The 25,655-nt window shown below is 58.0% G+C and carries 17 protein-coding genes; 6 read left to right on the forward strand and 11 right to left on the reverse strand.

The window, feature by feature from the left end:
• Nucleotides 1-47: 47 nt before the first annotated feature.
• Nucleotides 48-1,001 (reverse strand): YihY/virulence factor BrkB family protein, encoded by a 954-nt coding sequence (locus VM554_04540; GenBank protein HVJ07627.1) that lies wholly within the window; start codon nucleotides 999-1,001, stop codon nucleotides 48-50.
• A gap of 338 nt (nucleotides 1,002-1,339) precedes the next feature.
• Between VM554_04540 and VM554_04545 the strand changes: the two genes are divergently transcribed.
• Nucleotides 1,340-1,546 carry a cold-shock protein gene (locus tag VM554_04545; GenBank protein HVJ07628.1) on the forward strand — a complete coding sequence of 69 codons (207 nt, stop codon included), beginning with the start codon at nucleotides 1,340-1,342 and terminating at the stop codon, nucleotides 1,544-1,546.
• A gap of 101 nt (nucleotides 1,547-1,647) precedes the next feature.
• On the opposite strand, the gene queG is transcribed toward VM554_04545, so the two are convergent.
• Nucleotides 1,648-2,820 (reverse strand): tRNA epoxyqueuosine(34) reductase QueG, encoded by a 1,173-nt coding sequence (gene queG, locus VM554_04550; GenBank protein HVJ07629.1) that lies wholly within the window; start codon nucleotides 2,818-2,820, stop codon nucleotides 1,648-1,650.
• Between the two features lie 126 nt (nucleotides 2,821-2,946).
• On the opposite strand from queG, the gene VM554_04555 reads away from it, so the two are divergent.
• From VM554_04555 to VM554_04565, 3 genes are all read left to right on the forward strand, one after another.
• Nucleotides 2,947-3,270: an STAS domain-containing protein gene (locus tag VM554_04555; protein ID HVJ07630.1), complete on the forward strand. Its 324-nt coding sequence runs from the start codon at nucleotides 2,947-2,949 to the stop codon at nucleotides 3,268-3,270.
• Between the two features lie 593 nt (nucleotides 3,271-3,863).
• Nucleotides 3,864-6,608 carry a pyruvate, phosphate dikinase gene (gene ppdK / locus VM554_04560; GenBank protein HVJ07631.1) on the forward strand — a complete coding sequence of 915 codons (2,745 nt, stop codon included), beginning with the start codon at nucleotides 3,864-3,866 and terminating at the stop codon, nucleotides 6,606-6,608.
• A gap of 338 nt (nucleotides 6,609-6,946) precedes the next feature.
• On the forward strand, nucleotides 6,947-7,465 hold the full coding sequence (locus VM554_04565) for a hypothetical protein (GenBank protein HVJ07632.1): 519 nt from the start codon (nucleotides 6,947-6,949) through the stop codon (nucleotides 7,463-7,465).
• A 65-nt stretch (nucleotides 7,466-7,530) separates the two neighbouring features.
• Here VM554_04565 and cobA read toward each other — a convergent pair whose 3' ends face one another.
• The 4 genes from cobA to VM554_04585 form a co-directional block, all read right to left on the reverse strand.
• Nucleotides 7,531-8,322 (reverse strand): uroporphyrinogen-III C-methyltransferase, encoded by a 792-nt coding sequence (gene cobA, locus VM554_04570; GenBank protein HVJ07633.1) that lies wholly within the window; start codon nucleotides 8,320-8,322, stop codon nucleotides 7,531-7,533.
• Nucleotides 8,319-8,951, reverse strand: coding sequence for a bifunctional precorrin-2 dehydrogenase/sirohydrochlorin ferrochelatase (locus VM554_04575; protein HVJ07634.1), 633 nt, complete (start codon nucleotides 8,949-8,951; stop codon nucleotides 8,319-8,321). The genes cobA and VM554_04575 overlap by 4 nt, the downstream gene beginning before the upstream one ends.
• Nucleotides 8,948-10,645 carry a precorrin-3B synthase gene (cobG, locus tag VM554_04580; protein ID HVJ07635.1) on the reverse strand — a complete coding sequence of 566 codons (1,698 nt, stop codon included), beginning with the start codon at nucleotides 10,643-10,645 and terminating at the stop codon, nucleotides 8,948-8,950. Before cobG ends, VM554_04575 begins: the two co-directional genes overlap by 4 nt.
• Nucleotides 10,646-10,998: 353 nt before the next feature.
• Entirely contained in the window at nucleotides 10,999-12,792 is a 1,794-nt protein-coding gene (locus tag VM554_04585) for a CRTAC1 family protein (GenBank protein ID HVJ07636.1), read from the reverse strand.
• A gap of 230 nt (nucleotides 12,793-13,022) precedes the next feature.
• Between VM554_04585 and VM554_04590 the strand changes: the two genes are divergently transcribed.
• Both VM554_04590 and VM554_04595 read left to right on the forward strand, forming a co-directional pair.
• Nucleotides 13,023-14,756: a tetratricopeptide repeat protein gene (locus tag VM554_04590; GenBank protein HVJ07637.1), complete on the forward strand. Its 1,734-nt coding sequence runs from the start codon at nucleotides 13,023-13,025 to the stop codon at nucleotides 14,754-14,756.
• 154 nt (nucleotides 14,757-14,910) lie between these two features.
• Nucleotides 14,911-16,794: a CRTAC1 family protein gene (locus VM554_04595; GenBank protein HVJ07638.1), complete on the forward strand. Its 1,884-nt coding sequence runs from the start codon at nucleotides 14,911-14,913 to the stop codon at nucleotides 16,792-16,794.
• Nucleotides 16,795-16,804: 10 nt separating this feature from the next.
• Here VM554_04595 and VM554_04600 read toward each other — a convergent pair whose 3' ends face one another.
• The 5 genes from VM554_04600 to VM554_04620 form a co-directional block, all read right to left on the reverse strand.
• Nucleotides 16,805-17,893, reverse strand: coding sequence for a tetratricopeptide repeat protein (locus tag VM554_04600; protein ID HVJ07639.1), 1,089 nt, complete (start codon nucleotides 17,891-17,893; stop codon nucleotides 16,805-16,807).
• Nucleotides 17,890-18,900 (reverse strand): glycoside hydrolase family 130 protein, encoded by a 1,011-nt coding sequence (locus VM554_04605; protein HVJ07640.1) that lies wholly within the window; start codon nucleotides 18,898-18,900, stop codon nucleotides 17,890-17,892. The genes VM554_04600 and VM554_04605 overlap by 4 nt, the downstream gene beginning before the upstream one ends.
• Before the next feature lie 280 nt (nucleotides 18,901-19,180).
• Complete coding sequence (locus VM554_04610) at nucleotides 19,181-22,783, reverse strand: carboxypeptidase regulatory-like domain-containing protein (protein ID HVJ07641.1); 3,603 nt, start codon at nucleotides 22,781-22,783, stop codon at nucleotides 19,181-19,183.
• Nucleotides 22,784-23,377: 594 nt separating this feature from the next.
• Nucleotides 23,378-24,613: a Gfo/Idh/MocA family oxidoreductase gene (locus VM554_04615; protein ID HVJ07642.1), complete on the reverse strand. Its 1,236-nt coding sequence runs from the start codon at nucleotides 24,611-24,613 to the stop codon at nucleotides 23,378-23,380.
• A gap of 25 nt (nucleotides 24,614-24,638) precedes the next feature.
• Entirely contained in the window at nucleotides 24,639-25,628 is a 990-nt protein-coding gene (locus VM554_04620) for a sugar phosphate isomerase/epimerase family protein (protein ID HVJ07643.1), read from the reverse strand.
• Between the last annotated feature and the right edge of the window lie 27 nt (nucleotides 25,629-25,655).

Below are 25,655 nucleotides of genomic sequence, written 5' to 3' on the forward strand. Positions count from 1 at the left end.
GACGCAAGCCGGAAATCGCCCGGTACATGTCCCGTGAGAAGTGTGCTCTACGCTACTACTACGTTGCTCTGCTCTTCCAGTTGCGCCTGGGAGGCCAGCCTGCGCGCATAGCGGGATGCGGAGTAGTGCGCACCGCCCAGCAGCAGAAGACCGGAAACATAGGCCCACATCATGATGCCAACCGAGGTCTCAAAGGGACCATAGGCGGAACGGAGATCGAGATGCGGCAGCGCATAGATGTATGCGAACTTGCACGACTCCCAGATGAGGCCGGTGGTAATGGCGGTGGGAAGCACCGCAAGAGCGGGGATTTTGCGATTGGGCAGCAGCCAGTACGTAAAGAAAAACATGGCGATGCTGGCAAGAACGGTTGTGACCTCAAGCAGTGAGAGCGCCGCAAGGCGAAAGGGAATATTGTCCGTGTGGCCTAAGAAGAGGAGCGCCAGCAGGGATCGCTGGGTTGCGTTGAGTACGGCCACGGTAGTTGCCAGCGCGGCCATGAGCACGGCAAGCCCGAGAGAGATCACCTGGTTGGCCAGATACGAGCGGCTCTTGGCCACGCCCCAAACCTGGTTCAAGGCGACTTCCAGCGGGAGAAAGACTCCAGTACAGGAGATGAAGAGCGTAACCAAGGAGATAAGGGCGATATGGTGGTGTCCGCTGACCACCAGCCCCATGTTTTTGACCACAAACTCCTGGTCCGAGTGGGTGGTAGGCAGGAAAAAGCGGATCATATCGCCGATCACCCGCCACATTCCCTGCGAGTGAAAGACATATTGAGCAATCGTGTACATCATCACGATGAATGGGAACAGCGAGAGCAAGGCGCAGGCGGCAACGCTGAAGGCATAGGTATGCACCTCGCTCTGTACGAGATACCGTACCAACGCGACAATCTGCCCCCACAGACCGGAGTCCGGAGATGGGGCCACTGGGGGATGTGCGGAGGGGAGAACCCGCTCCTCCGCATCGGAAGCGGGGCGAACGGATGACTTTTGCATTGCTGTCTTGATGGTATCAGGCGATGGGAGCCGGTCCAATGCCCTATTGGGGGTAGACGACGCTGCGCAGTGGACTTCGTAACCGTAACTGAATCATAACCTTCCCTCGTTTTTTGCTTGCATCCCGATTTATTTCCTGCCATAACAGGAGCACGTTTTTTAGCGGAAAGAAACGGTTTGTACATTTGAGAGGCCGCTTTTGATGTTCTGGTTTTTGCCCGCGAGAGTTTTCGGAATATACCTGAGCCGCCGGCGCGTTGATCTTCAACGATTCCGGCGGCTTGCCAGGTTTTTCAGGCTGCTTTCGAAGGCGTTTTGCGAGGGAGAGAGGAGTACCGGTGAAAGAGCAAGGTGTTGTGAAGTGGTTTAACGGGGCCAAGGGCTATGGGTTTATCCAGCGTTCGACAGGAGAGGATGTCTTTGTCCACTTCTCCGCGATCCAGGAAAATGGCTTCAAGACTCTGGAAGAAGGCGAAGGAGTCGAGTTTGAGTGCCTGCAGGGACCCAAGGGCTTGAATGCGGCGAATGTAACCCGCCACGCTTAACGGTTCTTTATATCTGACACAAGGCCCCCGCGATCAGCCTCGCGGGGAGTGCCTGCTCCCAAGACGCATGACAGCGGATTCCCCGCTCCCTGGTCGGCGCTTCAGGAGAGATTTTTGTCTTCCGCAGGACGGCTCCCCTGAATCTGAGCGATAGCCCATCTCGCAGTTTCGGCCAGAACGGGGTCTTCGTCTGTAGCCCACTGCTGCAAACGGGGCAGGAACCGATGCAGCCGGCTGTTGCCCATTGCGATGGCGACGTTGCGCCGGAGTCCGCTGAACTTGGTGCGCCTCACAGGTGAGCCGTTGAAGGTGCGCTCGAAGTCTGCCTCATTCATCCCGCCCAACCAGTCCAGAGCCGGGTTGATGAGCTCGGGGCGTGGAGCGAGTTGATCGTCGATGGTTATGGGAGCCTTGCGGTTCCAGGGGCACACGTCCTGGCAGATGTCGCAACCGAAGACCTGGCGGCCAATATGCGGCCGCAGCTCCACTGGGATCTCGCCGCGTTTTTCGATGGTGAGGTAGGAGATGCACCGGCTGGCATCCATCTGGTAGGGCGTTGCCAGCGCATTGGTCGGACATGCCTCCACGCAACGGCGGCAACTGCCGCAACGGTCCTCCGTCAACCGGGGATGCTCCGCCTGCGGCAGCTCGATCGAAGTGACAATGACGGCCAGAAACAGCCAGGAGCCGAGTTTCTGGTTGATGAGGCAGGTATTCTTGCCGGTCCAGCCAACGCCCGCGTAACGGGCAAAGAGCCGCTCCACCACCGGCCCGGTATCCACAAAGCAGCGCGATTCAAATGGCCCACACAGCGCTTGCATTCCCGCCTCGACGATCCGCAGACGCTTGAGCAGAACGCGGTGATAATCGCTGGGGACAATGCTGCCGTCCGGCTCGCGGCGGCTGGTCCACGCATAGCGGGCAATCCATCCCAGATCCTTGCGCCCCTGCTGCCCCTCCGCCGCATCGATGGAGCGCTGCGCGGCGGCATTGTAGTTCGTCACGCAGACGATCACGGAACGGGCCCAGGGAAATGCGTTGCGCAACGAGGATCGCAGAAGCTGGCCCTCTGGATTGCGCCGCTGCAGATACTCCATCTCTCCGGAAGCACCGCTGGCAATCCACTCTTCGCAGCGCGCAGCGTCTCTCTCGTGCTCCTCTGAGCCGATGGCGGGAACGGCCGCGATGCCTGCGGCGCTGAATCCCGCTTCAATCGCAAGCGCTGCCAATTGCTGCGAAATGGAACCCTGCGAAATGGAACCTGGGGAGTGCATCTTTACGTACCAGTATCCAGTATGAGGTGACTCTTGAGAAACCCCGGGATGCAAAGAATGAGATGAGTCTGCAGCCCTACCTCCCACGTCTAATCAACAGGCAGAAACTATAAGGAGACCTCAAGAATGGCAATCCAATGCCCCATATCCAGCCTGCGGACGCCACGTGCGAGGGCAAGTATCCTGACATGCCCTCCGCGGCTGATCCGGGGAAACGAAACCGAACTGTTGGAGATGGTGCTGCCGTTGATTCAGACGTCGTGCATCCTTCTCGATATGTCGGGAGTGCAGGCGATCGACGCCGCAGGAGTTGGTACGCTGGCTGTATTGCGCCGCACAGCAAAAGAAGCCGGAACTACTTTATCGCTTATCAATCCCACGCGCCGCACGCGGGAGATTCTCCAACTGTTCGGGCTTGACTCCATCCTGCTCTGCAATGCCGCTGCATAATCGACACATTTGAAGTAGTGTGTGTGCCTGGGCCGGGCTGATCCACCAGCAAACCGGCCCAGCTACCTAGGCTGTGGCGTGAATCGCGCCCTAGGAATTCTTCCTCTAGAATCCTCCCTTTAAAAGAAGTTCTCCCTCCCCCAAGCCTTGAGCACAGCGAAGGACCTGCTTGTCACCCCCACAGCGCCATTGTCATCCTGAGCCAAGCGAAGGACCTGCTGCTGCCGCAAGCCACCAGAGCGTCGGCACACTCCGAGCGCTTCGGCCCGGAAACGGGCTAGAAACTTCAGGATCGCTACAAATTTCGCGGTGAGAGCGGATAAAAATCCATCCCACCCAAGACATGCAGGAGCAAGGACATGCCCATTGGACGCCCAAAGAAAAACAATTGAGAAATACGTATGTCTGTGACAGCCGACACATCTTGTTGTTATACCCAAGGCTAACAATCCGATGTTTTCTAGAAGTCTCCAGACCCGGCGGGCCGCGAGATTCCCAGTAGAGGCCAACGATCGAGATCTTCATTCAGAGATTGCCCAAAAGGCATGTTGTTCGACTTGACCAGAAAGCAGCAGTTGGAACGGAGGTTCCGAATGAGCGTGATGACGGAAGAAAAAGTCGTGGCTGTAGCCAGCCCTTCGCAAGAGAAGACACAGTATGCGTTTTTCTTTGGCGGGGGGTCAGCAGAGGGCAACGGAAGAATGAAAGAAGCGCTGGGCGGCAAGGGCGCGGGACTGGCGGAGATGACGAACGCCGGTTTGCCGGTACCTCCGGGATTCACCATCCAGACGGAAGCCTGCCGCGAATACATGAAGGGCGGGTTGAGCCCCGACGTCGATGAGCAAATGAACAAGTCCCTGGCGCGGCTGGAGAAGCTGCAGGGGCAGAAGCTGGGCGAAGGAGAAAATCCGCTTCTGGTTTCCGTACGCTCCGGCGCAAAGTTTTCCATGCCGGGCATGATGGATACAATTCTGAATCTCGGTCTCAACGACAAATCGGTCGAGTCGCTGGCCAAAAAGAGCAATAATCCCCGCTTCGCATATGACTCCTATCGCCGCCTGATCCAGATGTTCGGCGACGTTGTGCTCGACATCAAAAAACAGGAGTTTGAAGAGATCTTTGACGGCATCAAGAAAAAGATGCACGCCAAGCAGGACACCGAACTGACGGCTGATGCGCTGAAAGAGGTCATTGCCGAGTACAAGAAGCTGATCCGCAAGCATACGAAGAAAGACTTTCCGCAGGATCCATACGAACAACTGGTGATGGCGCGCGATGCGGTCTTCCGCTCCTGGAACAACGAGCGCGCCAAGACCTATCGCCGCATCAACCACATCGACGACATGCTGGGGACAGCCGTAAATATTCAGGCGATGGTCTTCGGCAATCTGGGCGACTCCAGTGGTACGGGCGTTGGCTTTACGCGGAATCCGGCGACGGGCGAGCGCGAGTTCTTCGGCGAATTCCTGATGAACGCGCAGGGTGAGGATGTGGTCTCCGGCGTACGCACGCCGATGCCGATCAGCGAGCTCCAGCGCCTGATGCCGCATGTCTATGATCAGCTTCGCACGCTGACCTGGAAGATGGAAAAGCACTATCGCGATGTGCAGGACTTTGAGTTCACGATTCAGGACGGCCACCTCTACATGCTGCAGACGCGCAACGGAAAGCGCACGGGGCTGGCTGCGGTGCGAATCGCAATCGACATGGTGCGCGAGCAGCTAATCACCGAGGAGGAAGCCATCTTCCGCGTCGAGCCGAACCAGCTCTATGACTTCCTGGTTCCGCGCCTGGATGAGAAGGGTGTTGTGGTGGACGTGCTTGCCACGGGACTGCCGGCATCGCCGGGCGCTGCCGTCGGCCAGATCGTATTTACCGCAGAAGATGCCGTGAAGTTTACACACAAAGGCCAGATGAGCTCGATCATCCTGGTGCGCGGCGAAACCACGCCGGAAGACATCGCCGGTATGGAAGTGGCCGCCGGCATTCTGACCTCGAGAGGCGGCATGACGTCGCATGCCGCGGTGGTGACGCGCGGCATGGGCAAGTGCTGCGTTGCCGGAGCCGGCGATATCGACGTCAACGAAAAGAAGAAGGAGATGAGAGTCCGCGGCAAGTGCTTCAAGGAGGGGGATTGGATCTCTCTGGATGGCACTACGGGCCGCGTGATTAGCGGCCGATTGAAGACGCTGCCGGCATCGCCCGATGATCCGGACCTGGTCAAGTTCATGTCCTGGGTGGACCCGCGGCGCAAACTGCGGATTCGAGCCAATGCCGACATTCCTCGCGATGCGCGCCAGGCAGTGATGTTTGGCGCCGAGGGCATCGGGCTCTGCCGCACGGAGCACATGTTCTTCGCCGAAGACCGCCTGCCGCACATGCAGGCGATGATCCTGGCAGACAACCAGAAAGATCGCATGGCCGCGTTGAAGAAGCTGCTGCCGATGCAGAGAGCCGATTTCCAGGGCCTGTTCCGGACGATGCACGGCCTACCGGTCACGGTTCGCCTGCTCGATCCTCCGCTGCATGAGTTCCTGCCCAAGCGCGAAGACCTGCTGGTCCAGATCGCCAAGCTGGAAGTCACCAAGCCACGCTCGCCCAAGCTGAAGGAGCTGCACCTGCTTCTGCGTCGCGTGGAAGAACTGCACGAGACGAATCCCATGCTTGGTCTTCGTGGTTGCCGCCTGGGCATTACCTATCCGGAGATCACGGAGATGCAGGCACGGGCTCTCTTTGAGGCCGCGGTGTCGGTCAAGAAGACAGGCCAGGACGTGCATCCGGAGATCATGATTCCACTCATCAGCACAGTGGAAGAGATGAAGAACCAGGCCGCGATCATCCGTCGTGTTGCCGAGGAGGTCTTCGCCGATAAGGGCATCACGGTGGATTACATGGTAGGCACGATGATCGAGCTGCCGCGCGCTGCTCTGGTAGCCGATCAGATCGCCAAGGAAGCCGAGTTCTTCAGCTTCGGGACGAACGACCTGACGCAGACGACCTTCGGCATCTCCCGCGACGACATCAACAAGTTCCTGCCGGCATACATGCAGGCTGGAATCTTCAAGCAGGATCCGTTTGCCGTGCTCGATCAGGACGGCGTCGGCCAGCTTGTGCGTGGTGCCGTAACCAAGGGCCGCACATCCCGCCCGAACATCAAGGTGGGCATCTGCGGCGAGCATGGCGGCGAACCGGAGTCGGTCAAGTTCTGCCACAAGATCGGCCTGAACTATGTCTCCTGCTCTCCGTATCGCCTGCTGACGGCACGTCTGGCCGCAGCCCAGGCCGCGGTGGAGGAAGAGCGCGCTTTCAATCCGCATGCTTTGGGAGGAACCCGCTAAACCAGTGACTTCCGGGCGGACGGGGGAATTCGAATCTTCCGGCTGCCCGGAGACTAGGTTTTTTCCAACGAAACAATGCAACTAAGAAAAAGGGTCTGTCACGATGACGGACTCTTTTTCTTTTGGTTCAGTGAGGAGGGTGCGCCGCGTTTCAGCCATTTATGAGTTGCTTTGCCTGCAAGTGCAAGGACAGACAAGCATTCTTTCCCATTGACTTTCCATCTAGTAGCGGAGTAAATAACTCTCTGCTAGCGAATAGGTGAATGCATCTGATACCGGAGACGCCGAGCCTCTTGCTGACGAATGCGACCGCTTCACTAACCCACGGAGGAAGTTCGATGAAGAAGTTCACCGCGATTCTGGGTCTTGCTACGATGTTTGGCGGCCTGACACTGTCCAATCCCGCTCTGGCATATCAAGCCGCAGCACCGGCTGCCCAGACAACTCCTGCAAATCCACCAATGACGAAGGCGGAGAAGAAGGCCGCCAGAGCCGAGAAGAGAGCCGAGAAGAAGGCTGCGGCTGAGAAGGGTGCTGCAGCGCCTGCGGCTGCTGCTCCAAGCACGCCTGCTGCTGCCCCAAGCACACCTGCTGCTGCCAAGCCTGCCCCCGCCCCTGCGGCTGCACCAGCGGCCACGGCTCCAAAGAGCGCTGCGAAGACTGCTGCTGCGAAACCGGTTGCGGCGACCGCTACTCCTGCTCAGATTGCCGACGCGAAGGCCAAGGGAATGGTATGGGTCAATAAAAATACGAAGGTCTACCACAAGAGCGACGACCGCTTTTATGGCGCGACGAAGAACGGCGAATTTATGACCGAAGCAGACGCGCAAAAGGCTGGAGCGCATCTGGCGAAGTAAACCGCAGCAGGGCGAATTCGGAAGGAAGAAAAGACCTCCACTAAGGAGGTCTTTTCTATTGCGAGTCAGCTCTCCAACGAAGGGAGCGGCAGTGCGACGCCGCCGGACAATGCAGCGGCAAAGAGCAGATCCACCGAGGCGGGAAGCACAGCGTTCGCCAAAGCAGAGCCGGCAAGAACCAGCACCGGCGTAGGCCCCGGCTCGATAGTGGAGAGTTCGTGCAACGTGGTCCGCTGTGCCTGCTGGTCTGGCTGCGCCGCGCGGCTGACGACGATGCAGGGCAGCGACTCCGGCAGCCCCTCCCGACGCCACTCGGAGGCCAGCGGCGCAAGGTCGCGCCCAGGCATATAGACAACGCGCGTCGCGTCGTGCGTCGCGCGAGGTTGCGGCTCCGGCTCATTTGCATGGTGGCCGGAGGAGAAGAGAACAGAGGATGCGGAACGCCGATCCGTTAACGAGCACTGAATGGAGGCCGCTGCAGCAAAGGCCGCGGTAATACCGGGAACAACTTCGCATGCCACGCCTGCTTCCCGCAGGGCATCCATCTCTTCCGCCGCGCGACCGAATACGAGAGGATCGCCGATCTTCAAGCGAACCACGCACTGCCCCTTGCGCGCCTGGTCGATCATCAGGAAGTTAATCTCTTCCTGCGTTACGCGCTTGCTGCCGCAGCGCTTGCCTACGTTGAGGATCCACGCCCGCCGATTGGCGACCGAGAGCACAGCGGCTGGCACCAGGTCATCGTGCAGAACCACGTCACAGGACGCGAGCAGACGCGAAGCCTTGACGGTCAGCAGTTCAGGATCGCCGGGACCGGCGCCGACAAGATAGACAGTTCCCTTCTTCGCAGCGCTCATTCGGACACCGCCGATCGTCCAGCCGAGTTGAAGGCAAGCTGCCGCGTGGGGCATGCAGCCAGTTCGCAAACCGGGCGCTGCGCAAGCTGGTGGAGGAGCAACTTGCGTTCCTCGCCCGCGGGATAAGCGGCCAGAACCTCGCGGCGCAGTTGGCCGAGGCTCGCAAGCCAGGGACCAAGATCCTGCGGTAACTGCTCGTCGATCTCCCGGCGCAGGCGCTGCGCCAGAGCGGGGCTTTCTCCCGCGGTTGAGATGGCGATCTGCAGATCGCCGCGCCGGACGACGGAGCCGAAATAAAAATCACAGTGCGGAGGATCGTCCACCGCATTGCACAGGATGCCGCGCTCGACCGCGCTGCGATATACCACCTGATTGACGGCGGCGGTGCTGGTAGCAGCGATGACCAGAAATGCTCCGTCCACATCGTGGACATCGAAGGCGCGGCGCAGCCAGACAATCCTGCCTGCGTTGGCAAGCTCCTGAATCTTGGGCAGCGCCTCGGGAGCAATCACCTGCACGGCGGCTTCCGCATCCAGCAGGCTGTGGATCTTACCCAGAGCGACCTCACCGGCGCCGATAACAACCGAGCGCCGTGCGGTCAACTTGAGAAAGACTGGAAGAAGACTCATTCCGCGACTCCATGCGGCACGCGACCAGCGGGCACATCGCGCACCGCCGCTTCCACAACAGCGCCGGCGAGCTGGCCGCGCAAATCCTCATCGGCATGACGAGCAAAGTAGGAACGTAGACTCTCCTCCGGCAGACGCTCGCGCAGATACACACGCAGGAGTCGCTCAATGGCTTCCGGCACCTGATCTGCAGGGCAACGGTAGCCGACTGGGCGCGCAGTGCCGGAGTGCTGGCCCACGGCTCCTCCCAGGCAGAAGTAATAGGCGTCGGTAAGCTTGCCCTCGTGCTTGATCTTCTTGCCCTCAAGCCCGATATCCGCGATCCAGTGCTGGCCGCATCCATTGGGGCAGCCGGTAACGTTCAGCTTGATCTGCTGATCGAAGCCGGGCAGCCGGTCTTCCAGTTCATCGACCAGCCAGCGGCTGAAGCCCTTGGTCTCGGTAACTGCGAGCTTGCAGAACTGTGTACCGGTGCAGGCAATGGAGCCGCGGTAGAAGTTGCTCGCCTCCACACGCAGGCCAATCTGATTCAGTTCCCGCGCAAGCTCGTTGGTTCGCGCATTGGGCACGTTGACAATGACGAAGTTCTGCATCACGGTGGCACGCAGTTCGCCGGAGCCGAAGCGCTCTGCCAGCTCGGCGGCCTGCTCAAGCTGTTCCCCGGTCATGCGGCCGCCAATCACGGAGGCCCCCACATAACTGAGCCCAGGCTGCTTCTGCGGGTGGATGCCGACATGGTCGCGGTAGATGTCCAGTGGAACCTGCTCCTCGACGGCGGGATCGAGGCGGAAGCCTATTTGCGATTCCAGCTCGGTAAGGAAGCTCTCCGGGGTCCATCCCTCTTTCAGGAAGAGATACTTCAGGCGAGCTCGGTCGCGGCTTTGGCGCAGCCCTTGCTGCTTGCGGAAGATCTCCGTAACACCGTGGATGACGGCAGTGGCCTGATCCTGCCGGACAAAGGCGTTCAACTTCACGGCAAGATGCGGCTCCTTCGAGAGCCCGCCGCCGACGCGAAGGCTGTAGCCCACCTCTGAGCCGCGACGCACCGCGGTGAGGCCAACGTCGTTAATCTCCGGATAGCAGCACCACGCCGGGCAGCCCGTAACGGATACCTTGAACTTGCGTGGCAGGTTGTAGAACTCGGGATTGGCGGTGAGCATGTGGGCAGCTTCCACCGCGAGCGGCGAGGCATCGATCAGCTCATCGGCTGCAATTCCGGCCAGAGGGCAACCGGTGACGTTGCGAACGACGTCTCCGCAGGCGCCCTTGGGTGAGAGCCCGACGGCGGTCAAAGCTTCAATCACGGCGGGCAGTGACTCGATCGTGAGCCAGTGCAACTGGATATTCTGGCGGACCGTGATGTCGGCAAGGTTGTTGGCGTACTTCCTGGTGAGCTGTCCGATGACGCTGAGCTGCGCCGAAGTCAGCAGCCCGTTGGGAATGCCGACACGCATCATGAAGTACTCGGTGGCCTTGCCCTCTCCACCCACTCCGCCAACGGCACCCACGCCATCTCCCTGCGTGTAGATGCCCCACCACTTGAAGTAGACACTGGCCCACTCCGGCAGGACACTGGAGCGGCCATCGCGAGCGAAGGCGCGTATCTCCTCCAGGGCCTCCCAGGGGTTCTTGTCGCGCTTCAACCGCTCCATCCGCTGTGCTTTCGTCTCTTTTACCGGAACTTCCGTAGCCATATTTACCCTCAGAAAATAGAAAGCCCGCGCTGTCAGCTTAAAGCTGTGCGCGGGCTTCGTTTTGGACTCTTGAAATCTATAGATGTAAGAGGTTTAACGAAGGGTACACCGGCTCAGCACGTGGGTACACGTGCAACAGAGAGTCACCGGCATCATTCGTAGAAAACCCATGTCGAAAGTATAGGGATGTCGTCCCGCCACAGTCAAGGAATGCTTATCCTGACGGCGCTCCGTCCGGGCGGGCTGCAAACGTAGTAAGCGGTTGAGAACAATAGCAATGATTCCCTTCCCTAATTCCAATAATAATTCCTGGCGCATCAGTCCCGCGTGTTCGTTTCTGGTGGCAGGCGCATTCAGGGCTTTGCCGTCGTGGCGGCAACGGGAGGCTGGGAGGGCTCGTCTACTTTCAGAATCTGATCGGCCTTGACGTCTTTCAGAACCTGCTTGATTCCACTGGGCCAGCGAATCTCGATCGATGGAACGACTGCATCGGAACCCAATCCAAAGTGCGCACGCTTGTCCTTTGAGGATTGATAACTGCCCGTAGTCGAGACAGTGACGTACTGGCTGCCATGCGGCGTGGTGACCTTGATCTCCGCGCCAATTGCATCGCGGTTGCTGGTGTGCCCCACAAGGTTCAGCAGAAGCCAATGATTCCTGGTCTGCGTGTCGTTGTGAATCACGTACGCCGGACCATCGTTGGTGCTGATAACGGCGTCGAGGCGGCCATCGTTGTCAATATCGCCGACGGCGAGACCACGGCTGACCCAGGCGTGCTGGAAGACGTCGCCGGAACCGGCAGAGACGTTGGTGAATCCCTTGCCGGTGTTGCGCGCCAGCATCATGGCCTCCGGATAGTGCAATTGGGGGAAGCTCATCTCGATGTTGTCCATCACGTGGGACTGGACAATCATCAGGTCTTTCCAGCCATCGTTGTCATAGTCCATAAAGCTGATTCCCCAGCCGGAGTGCAGCAGGGTCATGCTACCAATGCCGCTGGTATGGCTGGCGTAAGTGAAGCTGCCATCGCCGTTATTCAGGTAAAGGGCATACTTCTGATTCGCGAGATCGGTGATGACGATGTCGGGCCAGCCGTCGTTGTTGTAGTCGGCAAAGTCCGCGCCCATGCCGGAGTAGGTGCGTCCATCGCCATCCACAGCAATCTCCGATAGCAGGCCCACCTCCTCAAAGGTCCCGTTCCCCTTGTTGTGGTAGAGATGCTCCACCATGGCATCGTTTGCGATGAGGACATCTGGATGGCCGTCGCGATCATAGTCCGCGATGGCGATACCGAGGCCTTTACCGGGCACGTCCAGCCCGATCTTTTTGGACACCTCGGTGAAGTGCCCATGGCCATCGTTGTGGAAAACGAGCGGCGGCGCAGCTTCAAAAATGTCCGGATGGCAATAGCCGCGAAAGCCCTCCCGATGTTCGCCGCACCAGATGTCGTCGAAGTCCCACTTCATATATCGGGTAACGATCAGGTCCAGCAGGCCGTCGCCGTCGAGATCCGCCCAGGCCGCACTGGAGGACCAGATGCCAGGGCCGCCCGTGCCCGAGGCTTCGGTGATATCGGTGAATGTCCCGTTGCCGTTGTTGTGGTAGAGATGATTCGGGCCTACAGCGGAGGTAACGTAAAGATCCTCATACCCGTCGTTGTCATAGTCGCCTACGGCCACGCCCTGCCCGTAACCGGCACCCTGCAATCCGGCCTTCTCGGTTACATCCTCAAACGTGCCATCCTTCTTCTGGTGATACAGCCGATTCCAGTACTCGGGGCCGGTTTTTTGCGGTATGGAGCCCTTGGGAGTGGGGTCGGTGAGCGGGGCAACATTCACAAAATAAATGTCCAGCAACCCATCGTTGTCGTAATCGAACAGAGCAACGCCAGAACCCATCGTCTCAATCAGGTACTTCTTCGCAGTGTGGGTGGACATGTTGCGAAAGTGAACGCCGGACTTTGCAGTAATGTCGGTGAAATCGCCATTCACTCCGTCAGCGGATGGAGCCGCCGCCGGGGCGGGAGTTGGCGCGCCCACCTGTGCTCGAAGGAGGAGGGATCCCAGAATGCTGGTGGACGCAATCAACAGAAAGGCAGCGATCCGGCAGATTCGACTACGGTGACGAACAACGGACTCCAGGTTCACACTCAAAATAATGGGCTCAACTCACGAGAATAATGGGCTCAATGCAATAGGAAGATCATAGGGCGCAGCAAAAGAGCAACGGCATCCTGCCATAGGAGTTTAGGTGGGGCGGATGCCTTTATCAACCCCATAAGGCTGGACGCGACGCGGTCACGGAGAATTCGAGAGCAGAGGCCCACCTCAAAAGATACAATCGCGATGTCATGAACAGGCTCCTATGGATCGCGCTGATGGCGGGAATAGCAGTGCCGGGCGCATCTGCGCAGAACGCTACTTCGAACCAGACTCCGGCCCTGCAATCCGCAGGCGTTGCCTTCCGCGCGGGAACAGCGGCAATACAACGGAATGACCTGGCCAAGGCGCACGCGGAGTTCGCGAAGGTTGTGCGTCTTGCGCCCAAAATCGCAGCAGGCCACAGCGCCCTTGGGGCCGTCCTGCTGGCGGAAGGTGATACAGCGGGCGCCATTGCCGAACTGGAGAAGGCCCACAAAATTGACCCCAAAGACACCGCCGCCACGATTAACCTGGCAACGGCCTATTGCAGGCAGAACTCCTACCCACAAGCGGTAGAGCTATTCCGCGGGCTGACAGCAGGAAACGTGACGCTCTCTCCGGACGAGTTGGCCATCTATGCGCGGGCTTTGGACGGCACCGGAGATGCTCCACAGGCAGAAAGCAAGCTGAGAGAGGCGGTTGCTGCGGCTCCCGACAGCGCCGTGCTGCACGACAACCTCGGCACTATCCTCGCGGAACAGAAGCGCTTTCCCGAAGCAGAGCGCGAATTCACCACAGCAATCACGCGCGACGAAAACTCGGCTGCTTTCCATGCGCATCTCGGATCGTTGTTTCTGGAGGAGGGGAGGCTCCAGGAAGCAGTCACGCAGCTAACCACCGCCGTTCATCTCAACCCTGACGACTTCGAAGCAAATCTGCAACTTGGCAAAGCACTGCAGTCTGCGGGCGACGATGATCCTGCCATCGCACGGCTACGTCACGCGGTGGAAGTGGACAAAAAATCGATCGATGCAAAGTATTACCTCGCTCTCGCTCTTCAAAGTCATGGCGACATTCCGGAAGCGTTGCCCTTGCTGCAACAAGTCGTGGCCGCGCGACCGGAAGACGCCGCCGCTCTGACAAACCTGGGGCTCGCGTTGGTTCAGTCGGGCAAGGCCAAGGAGGCGACTCCTATCTATCAGCGTGCGCTTCGCTTGAATCCGAAGGACCCAGTCTTGCGCCAGAATATGGGGGTCGCAGCACTGCAGCAGAGCGATCTGGATGGAGCGATTCAACACTTCCAGGCGGGCCTGGCCATCACGCCCGAGAGTCCCCAGCTACACTACGACCTGGGACTGGCGTTGAAGCTCAAAGATAGGATTGCAGATGCGATCCCCGAGTTTGAGCTTGCTGCAAAGGAAGATCCCAGTCTTCCTGATCCGCCCTACACTCTGGGTATCCTCTACATGCAGATGGGCAAATTCGAAGACTCAGCGCGAGAACTGCAGAAAGCGCTCGCCTTACGGCCGGGGAACGGAGATGCATGGTCCATCCTGGGGAGCGTCTATAAGCAGATGGAGGAGCCGGCGAAGGCCATCGATGCTCTTCATCACGCCATCGCTCTCCTTCCGAGCCAGCCAAGCCCGCATATCACGCTCGCAGCGATTCTTGCCGAGCAGGGAGACAAGACAGCGGCAGCAGCAGAACGCAAGACAGCCGCGGATTTAAGCCGCGTAGCCGTCGCTCATCAACGGGCTTCCTTTGCACTGCAGAGTGGCAAGTTGCTCCGCCAGCGAGGGCAACTTGCGGAAGCATTTCAGCAGTTGCAAATGGCAGTCGCAGCCGATCCAAACAACGCAGCGGTGCATCGCGAGCTAGCAATGATTCTTCAGGCGCAGGGCAAGAGCGCTGACGCTGCTGTGGAGAGAAATAAGGCAGACACCCTGGATCCCGATGGCAAGACGCCATAAAGAAACCCAGCCACGATGAGGGATTGCAGTGCGGTCGAAGCCCGCTCCGGCATGGCCCCTGTCGAAGATTGTAGGAGTCATTTGCGTCCCATATACTCATGGTGCTTGCAGATGGAGTTTTTGGTTTAGCCTTGGTAGTCGGGGAGTAGAGCCTTTGATCTGGAGTCGCCGCGGGTTCCTTCGTTCACTTTCCAGCACGGCTCTGGTGCTCTCCCTGGAAGACGTCCTGGCGCTGGCCATGCCGCCGCAGATGGGCCAGACCATGGGGCAAACTATGGGCCAGACAATGGGGCAGCAGATAGGCGCGCGTCCCACCTACGATGCCAAGCCTCGTCCCGTTCCCAAAGTACTTCCTTCTCCGGTGGCAGGCACGCCCCTGGGCGTGAGCTTTCTGGATGTCGCCCGGCAATCGGGGCTGAACGCAAAAACTATTTTTGGCGGCGAACACCGGAACAAGTATCTGTTAGAAACTACCGGATGCGGCGTAGCTTTCTACGATTATGACCACGATGACTGGCTGGATATCTTTCTGGTGAACGGCACTCGTATTGAGGGCTTTCCCAAAGGCCAGGAGCCGGTGTGCCATCTCTTCAAAAACAATCGCGACGGCACATTCACCGACGTTACGCTGAAGGCGGGACTGGCCCGCGCGGGCTGGGGGCAAGCCTGTTGCGTGGGCGACTACAACAACGATGGATGGGACGACCTCTTCATCAGCTACTACGGCCAGAACGCACTCTACCGCAACAACGGCGACGGAACCTTTACCGATGTGACGGAGAAGGCGGGATTGCTGCAATCGCGGACCCACTGGAACTCGGGATGCGCATTTCTGGACTACGATCGCGATGGCCACCTGGACCTGTTCGTCGCCAACTACATCGATTTCGATATTAAGACGGCTCCGATTCCTGAGGCTGCTGGCTGCACTTACAAGGGCATCCAGGTAGCATGCGGACCTCCCGGGTTACAGGGCGCGCAGAACATTCTGTACCACAACAACGGGGATGGAACCTTCTCCGATGTGTCGCAGAAGAGCGGCATGTGGGACACCATTGGCACCTATGGACTCAGTGTCGCGGTGGCGGATCTGGATAACGATGGATGGCCGGATATCTATGTCGCCAATGACTCGACCGCGGCGACGCTCTACATGAACCAGAGGAATGGCACCTTCAAGGATGTGGCCATTGAAGCGGGTGTAGCCTTCTCGCCGGATGGCAAGCCGCAGGCCGGCATGGGAGTCTCCATCGGAGACTTCAACCGCGATGGTCTGCCGGATATTGTGAAGACAAACTTCGCCGGCGATACGGATTCGCTGTACCAGAACCTCGGGGACGGGACATTCGAGGATCACACCTACCTTGCCGGAATGGGCCTGAACACACGGCTTCTGGGTTGGGGCGTGGGCTTTTTTGACATGGATAACGATGGCTGGCTGGACATCCTGATGTCGAATGGCCACGTGTATCCCGAGGTAGATGGTACGCAGGTAGATGCTCCTTATGCGCAGCAGAAGTATCTCTATCGCAACTTGCGCAATGGGCAGTTTGAAGACGTAACCGCACTTGGCGGACCGGGAATCAAAGAACCAGCCCCCGCGCGAGGCTGCGCCTTCGGCGACTTTGATAATGATGGCGACGTGGACATCGTGGTGAATTGCGTGAACGCCTACCCGCAGCTCCTGCGTTGCGACTCTACCCTGAACCGCAACTGGATCAAGATTCGAACCGTGGGAACGAAGTCGAACCGCACGGGTATTGGCGCAAAGATCAAAGTGACCGGGCAATTATCCGAGGGTAAGAAGCCAGTGGTGCAGATTGAAGAGGTTCGCAGCGGAGGCAGCTACTACTCACAGAATGATTTGCGAATTCACTTTGGACTGGATACGTCGACCAAAGCTGATGTCGAGATCTCATGGCCATCGGGACACACAGATGCGCTGAAAGACCTTGCGGCGAATCGGCTCTATGTGATTCAGGAAGGCGGCAAGATTCTGAAGTCCGATGCGCTGCGCGGAAGCTCCGGCACGAAGTAGGATCGCGTCATCAACGAGCGGGGTCTTGAACGGACCTCCCCCCGGATTGCAGCCTTTGCCCCAGTGCGGCCTCGCGATCAGCGTCTTCGGTTCGGCCCATCATGCGGTAGGCCTGCCCCAGCAGGCTATGCGTCATAAAGTTCGATGGGTCCATGCGGGCCGCTCGCTCCAGATAACTCGTAGCACCTGCGGGATCCTGACGTTTGAGCAGCACTTTGCCCATGAGGATGAACGGTCCCGTCGAGTTGGGTTCGAGCAGCATGGCCTGCTCTAACGCCTGCTGAGCTTTCTGATAGTCACCGGAGCGAGTATACGCATCCCCAAGACGATCGTAGATTCCACCGTAGAGCGGATTGAGAGCCCGCTCTTTCTCGAATTCTGTAACGGCTTCAGCCAATTGCTGATTCGCGAGCGATATCTCACCAAGCAGTTGATGAGTCAGCGGCAGATTGGGATTTAACTCGACGGCCTTCCTGGCAAACTGCTGCGCCGGCGGCAAGACCTCGCGACGCAACAACATGCGCCCCGCAAGTTGGTAGGCTGCTGCCGAATCCGGCTCAAATCCATACTGACGCGCAAAGGCGTGCCGCGCATCGTCGTAGCGACGCACATCGATATAACACAGCGCCAGCACATAACTGGGATCGACCTTTGTGTTGGGCGACCAGGTGTGCAGACCTTCAAGAACAGGTATGGCTTCGGCAGATCTCCCCAGGCGAAAGAGAGTAAGACCGCGCATCTCCGCGGCTTCAACATCCTTGCTATCTTGCTGCAGAGCCGTAGCAAGCGCGCGGTCTGCTTCAGGAAATTTATTCTGCGCATAGAACGCGACACCGCGCAGACGCTCCACGCCTGCCGGTTCAGGATGCCGCGCGGCCAGCAGGTCAAGCTGCCGGAGCGCCTCCGTCACATGGCCCTTATCAATCAATGCGCGCAGGGCAGGAAGATCCGCCTCTCCCGCTGCCCCACTTGCGGCAGAAGACGATTGCTGCCCCGGCATGCTGTTGACAGACACGCAGAGCAATGCGAAGAAAAACGACACGCGTATTCCGAGGAAAGCCCGCTTCCCTGCCTTGCCGCAACGGCCGCGTTCCATCATCGCTTTACCTGCTTTGGCTGATCTGCCATTGGTGCCACAGCAACTCCTACCATAGAGTCTGCACAGCCATAGTAGAGAAACCACTTTCCTTGAAATGCAACCAGCCCTTCGGCAAAGGTAGTACCGGCGACATACTGGCCTGTCTTTTCGTACGGCATCTCCGGCTTCAGAAAGGGAGAGTCGGCTCGTGCGGCCAGCCTTGCGGGATCGTCGCTGCGGAAGAGTGCCTGCCCCGCGGCATAGGCATTGGCGCCCAGAGCGGGATCTCCCGACTCGGGATCATTTTTGCCGTTGTAGAGAACCACGATTCCCTCTCTGGTTAAAACGGGCGGCGGACCAACTTCGGGAAAGCCGCTGTCAAAATGCCCGGCTCTTTTCTTCAGCACAGCGACTAACTCACCGGAGGCATCCTCCACCGGAGTCCAATGAAGCAGATCCAAAGATGTAGCTAAGTGGACCTCGCCTTCTCCCCAATACATCCAGTATTTTCCGTGGATCTTTGCGGCCTTAAGACGCCCATCCTGCAATCTAGTTACGATGCCACCCGACTTATATTTCAGATTTGCATACTTCCCACCCATCGCCGAAAGAAAGGCGGGACCGTGTTTCTCCCAGTGGAGCAGGTCTTTGGAGCTTGCAATGCCGATGGAGTAGGTAATTCGATTCCACTGCGTATAGGTCAGCACATAGGTTCCGTCTTCACCTTCTACAATGCGCGGATCTTCCACTCCTCCAGGCCACTCGCGCTCCTTTTGCGTATCGTTCACGGGATAGAAGACTGGAACCGCGCGGCGCTGGAAGTGGATGCCATCTGAGCTCTCCGCCAAGCCAAGGCGGGATGTATGCCCACCGATTGCGAGTTCGCCAGTATTATCTTCCGCGCGATAGAGGACATATACCTTGCCCTGGCGAACGACTGCGCCGGGATTGAAGGTATGCAGCGCCTCCCATTGGACAGGAGCTTTGCGTATCGGGTCGTTAAACAGGCTATCCGGTCGCGGAGCCATCACCGGGTTTCCCTGCGATGGCCTGAGGAATGGGCCTAGACTCCAACCTGCGGCGGCTGAACTCTGCATTGCGATTGAAGTCGCAGCGATGGCCAATGTCGCCAAGAGTGCAGAGACAGATACCTTACGAGTTATTCGAGGCATGTTTTTGCCGAATCCTGCCATGCGGCCTCAAGAGCGAGTGAGAAAAACAAACTCCATCCTATTCGCCCAGGCATGCGCATGAAAAGAGCGAGGGGAGCAGATGCTCCCCTCGCTCAGGTTCGAGTTCACTTGAGCGTTAGAACTGCACACGCAAAGAGAACTGGAGTTGACGTGGGGAGGCCCCAGGCGCCTGACTGCTGATGTACTGCGGTCCCTGATCGAGCGTGCCACTTGGCAGCGCGAGGTTGATGTGGTTGAAGACATTGAACGCATCCATGCGGAACTGGGCAAGAACACTTTCGTAAATCGGGAAATTCTTCTGCACAGCGAGATCCGTGTTGAAGAACTCCGGTCCGAAAGCATCATTCCGTCCAGCCGTACCGATTGTGTCTAAAGCCGCATAGGTGAACCCGGGCGGCAGCGAACCGTTCGGTGCGTCAAAGAATTTGTGGCGATGGGTTTGGGCATTGTAACCGCCCAGGCTGACATTCAGGTTCTTACCACTGCCATTGGGATAGCACGGCACCGATCCTGGAATCTTGCAGCCTGAATCCGACAACGTAAATGGCAGGCCGCTGGACCAGTTCATGACTGGACTGATCTGCCACCCACCGATGATTTCATCGACGACACCCGGAACATTCGAAGCGAACTGCTTGTTGCGGCCGAATGGCAGCTGATACAAGCCATACAGGACAAGCTGCTGCTCGCGGATATCGTTGTTGCGTCCCTTCTGGGCATTCCTTTGCCAGGTGACAAACTGGTTCCCATAGTCGATACCGCGTTGCCATGCATAGTTAGCAGTGAGAGAAAGTCCCTTCGACATCTGCTTAGCGACAGTAACCTGGAGAGCACTGAAATGGCTATCCTGGTCGTTGCCGTAGTAGCTGATCCCGTTTGTCCAGCCACATCTGCCAGGGGTGATGCCGTGCTCCGGATCGAGCGGAACAGCATAAGCCGGATCCTGGCAGGCTGGCAAGGATAGGCCGTAATAGCGGGACAGGTAGTTTGTATTCGACGTGCCACCGTTTGCCGAAATTCCGATGATGCCGTTGGAGCGAGGAGCTACCACGCCATTCGCCGGATTATCCGCAGATGGAACAAGAGGATCGAAGTGCAACGCATTGCCGGTCACGCTGTATTGCGGCGGCAGGTTGATGGCAGCTTCATTTGGATTTGTGTTGTTGCCGTCCCCGGCGCTTAGTGTGTGCGTTCCCTTGTTGGCAACGTATGCCAGAGTTACCGATAACGTTGGCGTAAGCGAATGCTGAACACTCAGGTTCCATGCGTCCACCGTTGGCATGCGCATGGTGGTGGGACGAGCCTTCGGACTGACTGCATATCCGGGAGCGGGAAGCAACCCGTTCGAAGGAACAGTTGGGAAGGTTGCGGCTACGGGACCATCCGACAGCTTGAATACGGAGCCCGTTGGCGACCCGGTGTTCAGGCTTTGAGTGGCCAGTATCGGCAGATTCTGGGTAACCACATGACCGAACATGGATCCGAACACGCCGATATCGAAGCTCCGCCCGTAACCCATGCGGATCACAGTTTTTGGATCGAGCTGATATGCAATTCCAACACGCGGATTGAGCGGGAAGCTTGCCGGGCTCCATCCCATATTGAGCGGCACTTTGCCGACTCCAGCGACGTGAAGGTATCCGGTCTTGAGATCCATCAATGCGCCGTTGGCTGTTCCGTTCACTCTTTCTGGTGCGTAGTACTCATACCGCAGGCCGTAGTTCACGGTAAGAGCATTGGTCATGCGCCAGGTGTCCTGGACGTAGAAGAAGTCTCGCGGTTGAAACTCCTTCGCGTTTGTCTTGGTGCTTACATAGCGGCCAAAAGAGGTGACGTCGCCCAGCACAAACGTCGCGAATCCAAGCCCTGTCCCTGAACCGGCCACGCCATTCGATGATGGGCCAGTGCCAAAGGACAGCAGACCAGTACGGTCATTGTCGCTGGGGAATCTAAGGTTGCGTGCGTAACGGATATCCGCACCGAACTTCAACGAGTGGTTACCAATAATCTTGGTCCAATTGTTGACGATCTGCCCCTGGTCTTCTTTTTCAATTAGTGGGCAGTTGCAGCGCGTGATGTTGAGGCCCGACCCGTATTGCGCACCGGCAGCCTGAGAGTTGCTGGGACCACCGAACGAGCCGACGTCTGTAATGTTGAACCCGGGAGCGCCAGTCGTTGTAGTGTCCAAGTTCAGGCCTGGGATGCCCAGGTTCTTCGCAAACGGCGTGCCGGCATCGTACTTGCTGTCGATCACGTTGTAGCGGTAATAGCCGAGCCGGACGTCCGTCAGCAGCGTTGAGGTAACGGCGATGTCTACGCCGAGCGCAACGCTGTCATCCGCACCCGAGGAGTTGCCACCATAATTGCCCAGGCCGGTTCCTGCACCGCCTGCGGCGCCAAAGAGAGTCTTGCCCGAAAGCACACTGGTAAAGCGGCTGAAGCGACCAAACACATGCGTCTTGGTATTCGCTTGATAATCACCGCGGACGTCCCACTGGTTGTCATTGAACAGGCCCGTGCCGCTACCCGCGAAGTTGCTCTTCAACCCATTGAGATTGCCCTGGGTATTCGGAGCATAGGGTTGCAGCAGCTTCAGCAATGCCAGCGCCTGCGGTGAAAGTTGCGAGGCTGGAATCACATCGGACGGATAACGGGAAGGACCTCCTTGATAAATTCCCGCAGTGGCGCCTGCAGCCACGTATTCGCTGAAGTCGCATCCGGCGATACCACTGGGACTGGTCTGCTGTCCGAGGCAAGTGGATATCAGGTACTTCGAAGGCACCGTCATAGTGGCCGATGTACCAACCTTCTGACGTACGCCCTGGTAGTCACCGAAGAAGAATACTTTGTCCTTGAGAATCGGACCGCCGATCGAACCGCCGAATTGATTTTTCAAGGCTGAAGGAAAGATCGTGTTCGTAATCTTGCCGTCGGGTCCTGGATTCTGCGTGAAGGGGTCTCTGGCCAGATTCGCCGCACTTTCGCGAAAATCAAAAATAGATCCATGGAACTTGTTAGTGCCCGACTTGGTCTGCGCCGTCACGATGGACGAAACAGCCTTGCCAAATTCCGCATCGAAATTCTGCGTGGTGATTTTAGTTTCCGATAGAGCATCCATTGGCGGATTGATGACGATGATGCCCAGGATCGGATCCTGATTGTCGGTTCCATCCAGCTCAAACGCCACTCCACCGAAGGCCTGGCCATCTACCTGGATCTGCTTGCTGCCCTGCGGGTTCTCGTCGGCTGCGTGGCTCCAACCTAACGGCTGCGCACCGGGAAGGAGCAATTGCAGGTTCGTGAAATTGCGATCGCCAATAGGTAGATCCTGAACTTCCCTCTGGGTAAAGGTGGTCGAGACATCCGCGCGGTCCGTCTTCAGCAGTGGGATGGCATCCGCATTGACCTCAACGCTCTCGGTCGATCCACCTACCTGGAGCTGCGCGTCAACCTTCAAGGATTGGTCGGCGTAAACCTGAATGCCCTTTGTCTCAGAGCTCTTAAATCCGGCCATCACGACCTTCACGCTGTAGAGATCTGGGATCAGATGCTCTGCGCGATACTCGCCGGAAGCATTGGTTTGGATCGAGTCGCTGGTTCCCTTATTGGTGTCTGTAACAGTAACTGTTGCATTCGGAATAGCGGCGCCAGTGTTGTCGGTAACTGTGCCGTATAAGGAGCCATAGACAGCCTGGCCGAAACTGCTGGCCGGGATCATCAACCCCACGCAAGCGCACACCAAGAGCAATAGTGCCTTGCACCTTGAAGCTTTCATACGTTGTACCTCCCCAAAAAGCTACTTCCGGTTCTTGCTTGTTTCTGGCAGCTCGAGCCCGAACTTCAGGCAGGGCTATGTCGCCAGTTCTTTAGGTTTTGTTGTTGAACCAATTAGCATTACCGCGGAGAAGACACTACGGCTTGCGATAGATGACTGTCAATCAATTCCTTACGGGATTTATCTGTATTTAAATACAACCGTTTACATCGCATCCTGCGCAAACGTTTTTAAGGTCGCTTTCCGACTCTCAATCTAGCTTTGTTCCTTGAATTATCCCCGGCAAACTTAAAGCGCGACGGCCCCCCTTTGACGGCGTAATGCAACCTGTTCCGACGGGCAAAACGCCATCAGACTGCGCGGAAATCGGAGCGATTGGAACGTTGGAGATTCTGTGCCGGAGCTGCGGTGGTGGAGTGGATCGACAGGCCGGAATCGCAAGCCTGGAGTGGTCTTTCTGCACTCGCACCTCGGGAATCGTACATTCTGCGGTCTTCCCTGGCGGATCGAACAACGGATCCGCCAGGGAGGTGGGACTTAGTACGGCTGCTTAGTGGTTTTTGCTTCGGCAAGGGTGACGCGGCGCTTCTCGCGATATGCGAGATTGGCCATATGTGCGGCGATAGCTGAGTTGTAGCCCACCTCCACCGGCGCATTCGTCTTCTGATTCCTGGAACGGATGCACTCCATCCAGTTCGCCATGTGATCCTTGCTCTGCGATTCTCCAGTGAGGTTTACGCCATTGGGCCGATTCAGCTTCTCAGGATAGTAGTTGATGCCCGAGGTATATTTTCCGGTGACCATATCCGTCGCGCCGCTGACGTGCTCGATGGTGCCGTCGCTGCCGAGAATCCTCTCTCCCAGGCCGAAGTGGTGATTGCTGAAGGTGGATTGCCACAGCACAATCGTCTCGGGATACTCCATCGTGACCGCAATCGTGTCCGGAACCTGGCGGCCATCCTTCTCTGAGAAGACACCGCCTGACATGGTCACGGCCTCCGGCTCCTTCAGGTTGAGAGCTGTCTGGATCCAGGCAATCTGATGAACCATGTTCTCCGTAATGTTGCCGCCGGAAAACTCCCAGAAGAGCCGCCAGTTGATGAATTTGTTCCCATCAAACTCTGACTTGGGCCGGCCATCCAGGAAGAGATTCCAGTTGACGTGATCGGGATTGCAATCGCTGGGGACAGGGCGCACCCATTGTCCATGGCCGTGCGGAGTGTTGCGGCTCATCCATGCCTCGACCAGGGCAACCTTGCCGACCAGACCGTCGTCGATCCATTTCCGCGCGTCGGCCAGATCTCCGTCGCTCTCATGCTGCAAGCCAAGCTGCACCACCTGCTTGGAGTTCTGCGCTGCTTTCAGGCAGGCCTCAGCCTCTGCAATGTTCCACGTCATGGTCTTCTCGCAATAGACATCCTTGCCCGCGGCGAGCGTGGCCAGCATATGCTCTGCATGGAGATGCAGCGGAGTGGCTACGATGACAGCATCCACGTCCTTGCGTTCGAGAAGGCGCCGCGGATCGTCATACAGTTCGGCACCGGGAACAAGAGTCTTTGCCCGATCGCGGTTCCGCGAATAGACATCAGCGATTGCTACACATTCCACATCCGGCTGCCGAAGCGCATCCTTCAGATCCTGTGTCCCACGATCGCCAGCGCCGATAAGGCCAAAGCGAATGCGATTGTTGGCTCCCAAGGCACGCGCTGAAGGATATGCCGCCATTACCGCAGCACCGGCTGCGATGCCACCCACGAATTCCCGTCGATTCATTCCCTAACCCCTTCTTACTGTTTTTTCAAACCAATGCGCCGGCAGTCTCCAACGCAACCTTCATTCCAGCCCAGCTCTGGCGGGACGATTCCTCCGGTGTACCTGCTCCACGCCAGTGCGTCTCCAGACTCACGGCATGGCGATACCCCATCGCCTTCAATGCCTTGAATTGCTCCGCCCAATGAATGACGCCTTTACCAACCGGCTCCCATTCGTAACCGCCACCGGACTTTATTACAGTGTCCTTGCAGTGGCAGTGACCAATACGATTCTTCGGCAACAGGTCCCAGCCATTGGGGAAAGGAGTTTCGCCAAGTGCAGCCGCATTTCCTGGATCCCAGTTCAGCATCAGGTGTGGCGAAGGCACCGCGGCCAGCACCTTTGCGGCTTCCGCCCCTGTACCGGTATTGCAGGCCATCTCGTTCTCCAAAATAAAGATGAGTCCCTGCCTGCCCAGTTTTTCTGCTGCATCCTGCAACTTGGCATTGATTGCCTTGCGGTACGGAGCAGGATCATCCAGTCTCCAGAAATCGAAGCCCCGGACGCGATCCGTCTGGAAGGCCTTCGCCAACTCGATGCTCTTGTCCAGTACGTGATCCTGGTCTTTGAAAGTGAAGGCGGCGTTGAATTGATCATGCTTCGGGCTGAACTTCGACAGCGGAGCGTCCGGCCAGTCCACCTTGAAGAGCGGGCTGGCAATATCGGTCACGCGCAGTTGGTATTTCGCCAGGATGCGACGCGCCTCGGCGATCTCTGCCGCGTCGAGCGCAAGAATGTTCTTCTTCCACAGATCCCTCAACTCGACCCACTGCATGCCGAACTCCTGCGATGCCACAGCGCAGGCATGGTCGAAGTCCTGAGAGATCTCGTCCGTGATAACCGCGATCCTGAAGGGAGACTTCAACCGTGACATTTTTGCAATCTCCGAACCAATGGCTTTCGAGGGTGAAAGCCCGGCGGCAGCCATAGCAGCACCCACCCCAACCAGAAAACTACGGCGATTCACATCCGACATCTCTTCTCCCCTCCATCTATTCCGAAG

Origin of the sequence: Acidisarcina sp. (genome assembly GCA_035539175.1) — a bacterium.
Classification (GTDB): domain Bacteria; phylum Acidobacteriota; class Terriglobia; order Terriglobales; family Acidobacteriaceae; genus JANXZS01.

What these genes read in the sequence shown, in the direction of transcription:
- VM554_04540 (HVJ07627.1), bottom strand. Translation starts at nt 1,001, where the DNA reads ATGCAAAAGTCATCCGTTCGCCCCGCTTCCGATGCGGAGGAGCGGGTT.
- queG (HVJ07629.1), bottom strand. Translation starts at nt 2,820, where the DNA reads ATGCACTCCCCAGGTTCCATTTCGCAGGGTTCCATTTCGCAGCAATTG.
- VM554_04555 (HVJ07630.1), top strand. Translation starts at nt 2,947, where the DNA reads ATGGCAATCCAATGCCCCATATCCAGCCTGCGGACGCCACGTGCGAGG.
- ppdK (HVJ07631.1), top strand. Translation starts at nt 3,864, where the DNA reads ATGAGCGTGATGACGGAAGAAAAAGTCGTGGCTGTAGCCAGCCCTTCG.
- VM554_04565 (HVJ07632.1), top strand. Translation starts at nt 6,947, where the DNA reads ATGAAGAAGTTCACCGCGATTCTGGGTCTTGCTACGATGTTTGGCGGC.
- cobA (HVJ07633.1), bottom strand. Translation starts at nt 8,322, where the DNA reads ATGAGCGCTGCGAAGAAGGGAACTGTCTATCTTGTCGGCGCCGGTCCC.
- VM554_04575 (HVJ07634.1), bottom strand. Translation starts at nt 8,951, where the DNA reads ATGAGTCTTCTTCCAGTCTTTCTCAAGTTGACCGCACGGCGCTCGGTT.
- cobG (HVJ07635.1), bottom strand. Translation starts at nt 10,645, where the DNA reads ATGGCTACGGAAGTTCCGGTAAAAGAGACGAAAGCACAGCGGATGGAG.
- VM554_04590 (HVJ07637.1), top strand. Translation starts at nt 13,023, where the DNA reads ATGGCGGGAATAGCAGTGCCGGGCGCATCTGCGCAGAACGCTACTTCG.
- VM554_04600 (HVJ07639.1), bottom strand. Translation starts at nt 17,893, where the DNA reads ATGATGGAACGCGGCCGTTGCGGCAAGGCAGGGAAGCGGGCTTTCCTC.
- VM554_04605 (HVJ07640.1), bottom strand. Translation starts at nt 18,900, where the DNA reads ATGGCTCCGCGACCGGATAGCCTGTTTAACGACCCGATACGCAAAGCT.
- VM554_04610 (HVJ07641.1), bottom strand. Translation starts at nt 22,783, where the DNA reads ATGATCCCGGCCAGCAGTTTCGGCCAGGCTGTCTATGGCTCCTTATAC.
- VM554_04615 (HVJ07642.1), bottom strand. Translation starts at nt 24,613, where the DNA reads ATGAATCGACGGGAATTCGTGGGTGGCATCGCAGCCGGTGCTGCGGTA.
- VM554_04620 (HVJ07643.1), bottom strand. Translation starts at nt 25,628, where the DNA reads ATGTCGGATGTGAATCGCCGTAGTTTTCTGGTTGGGGTGGGTGCTGCT.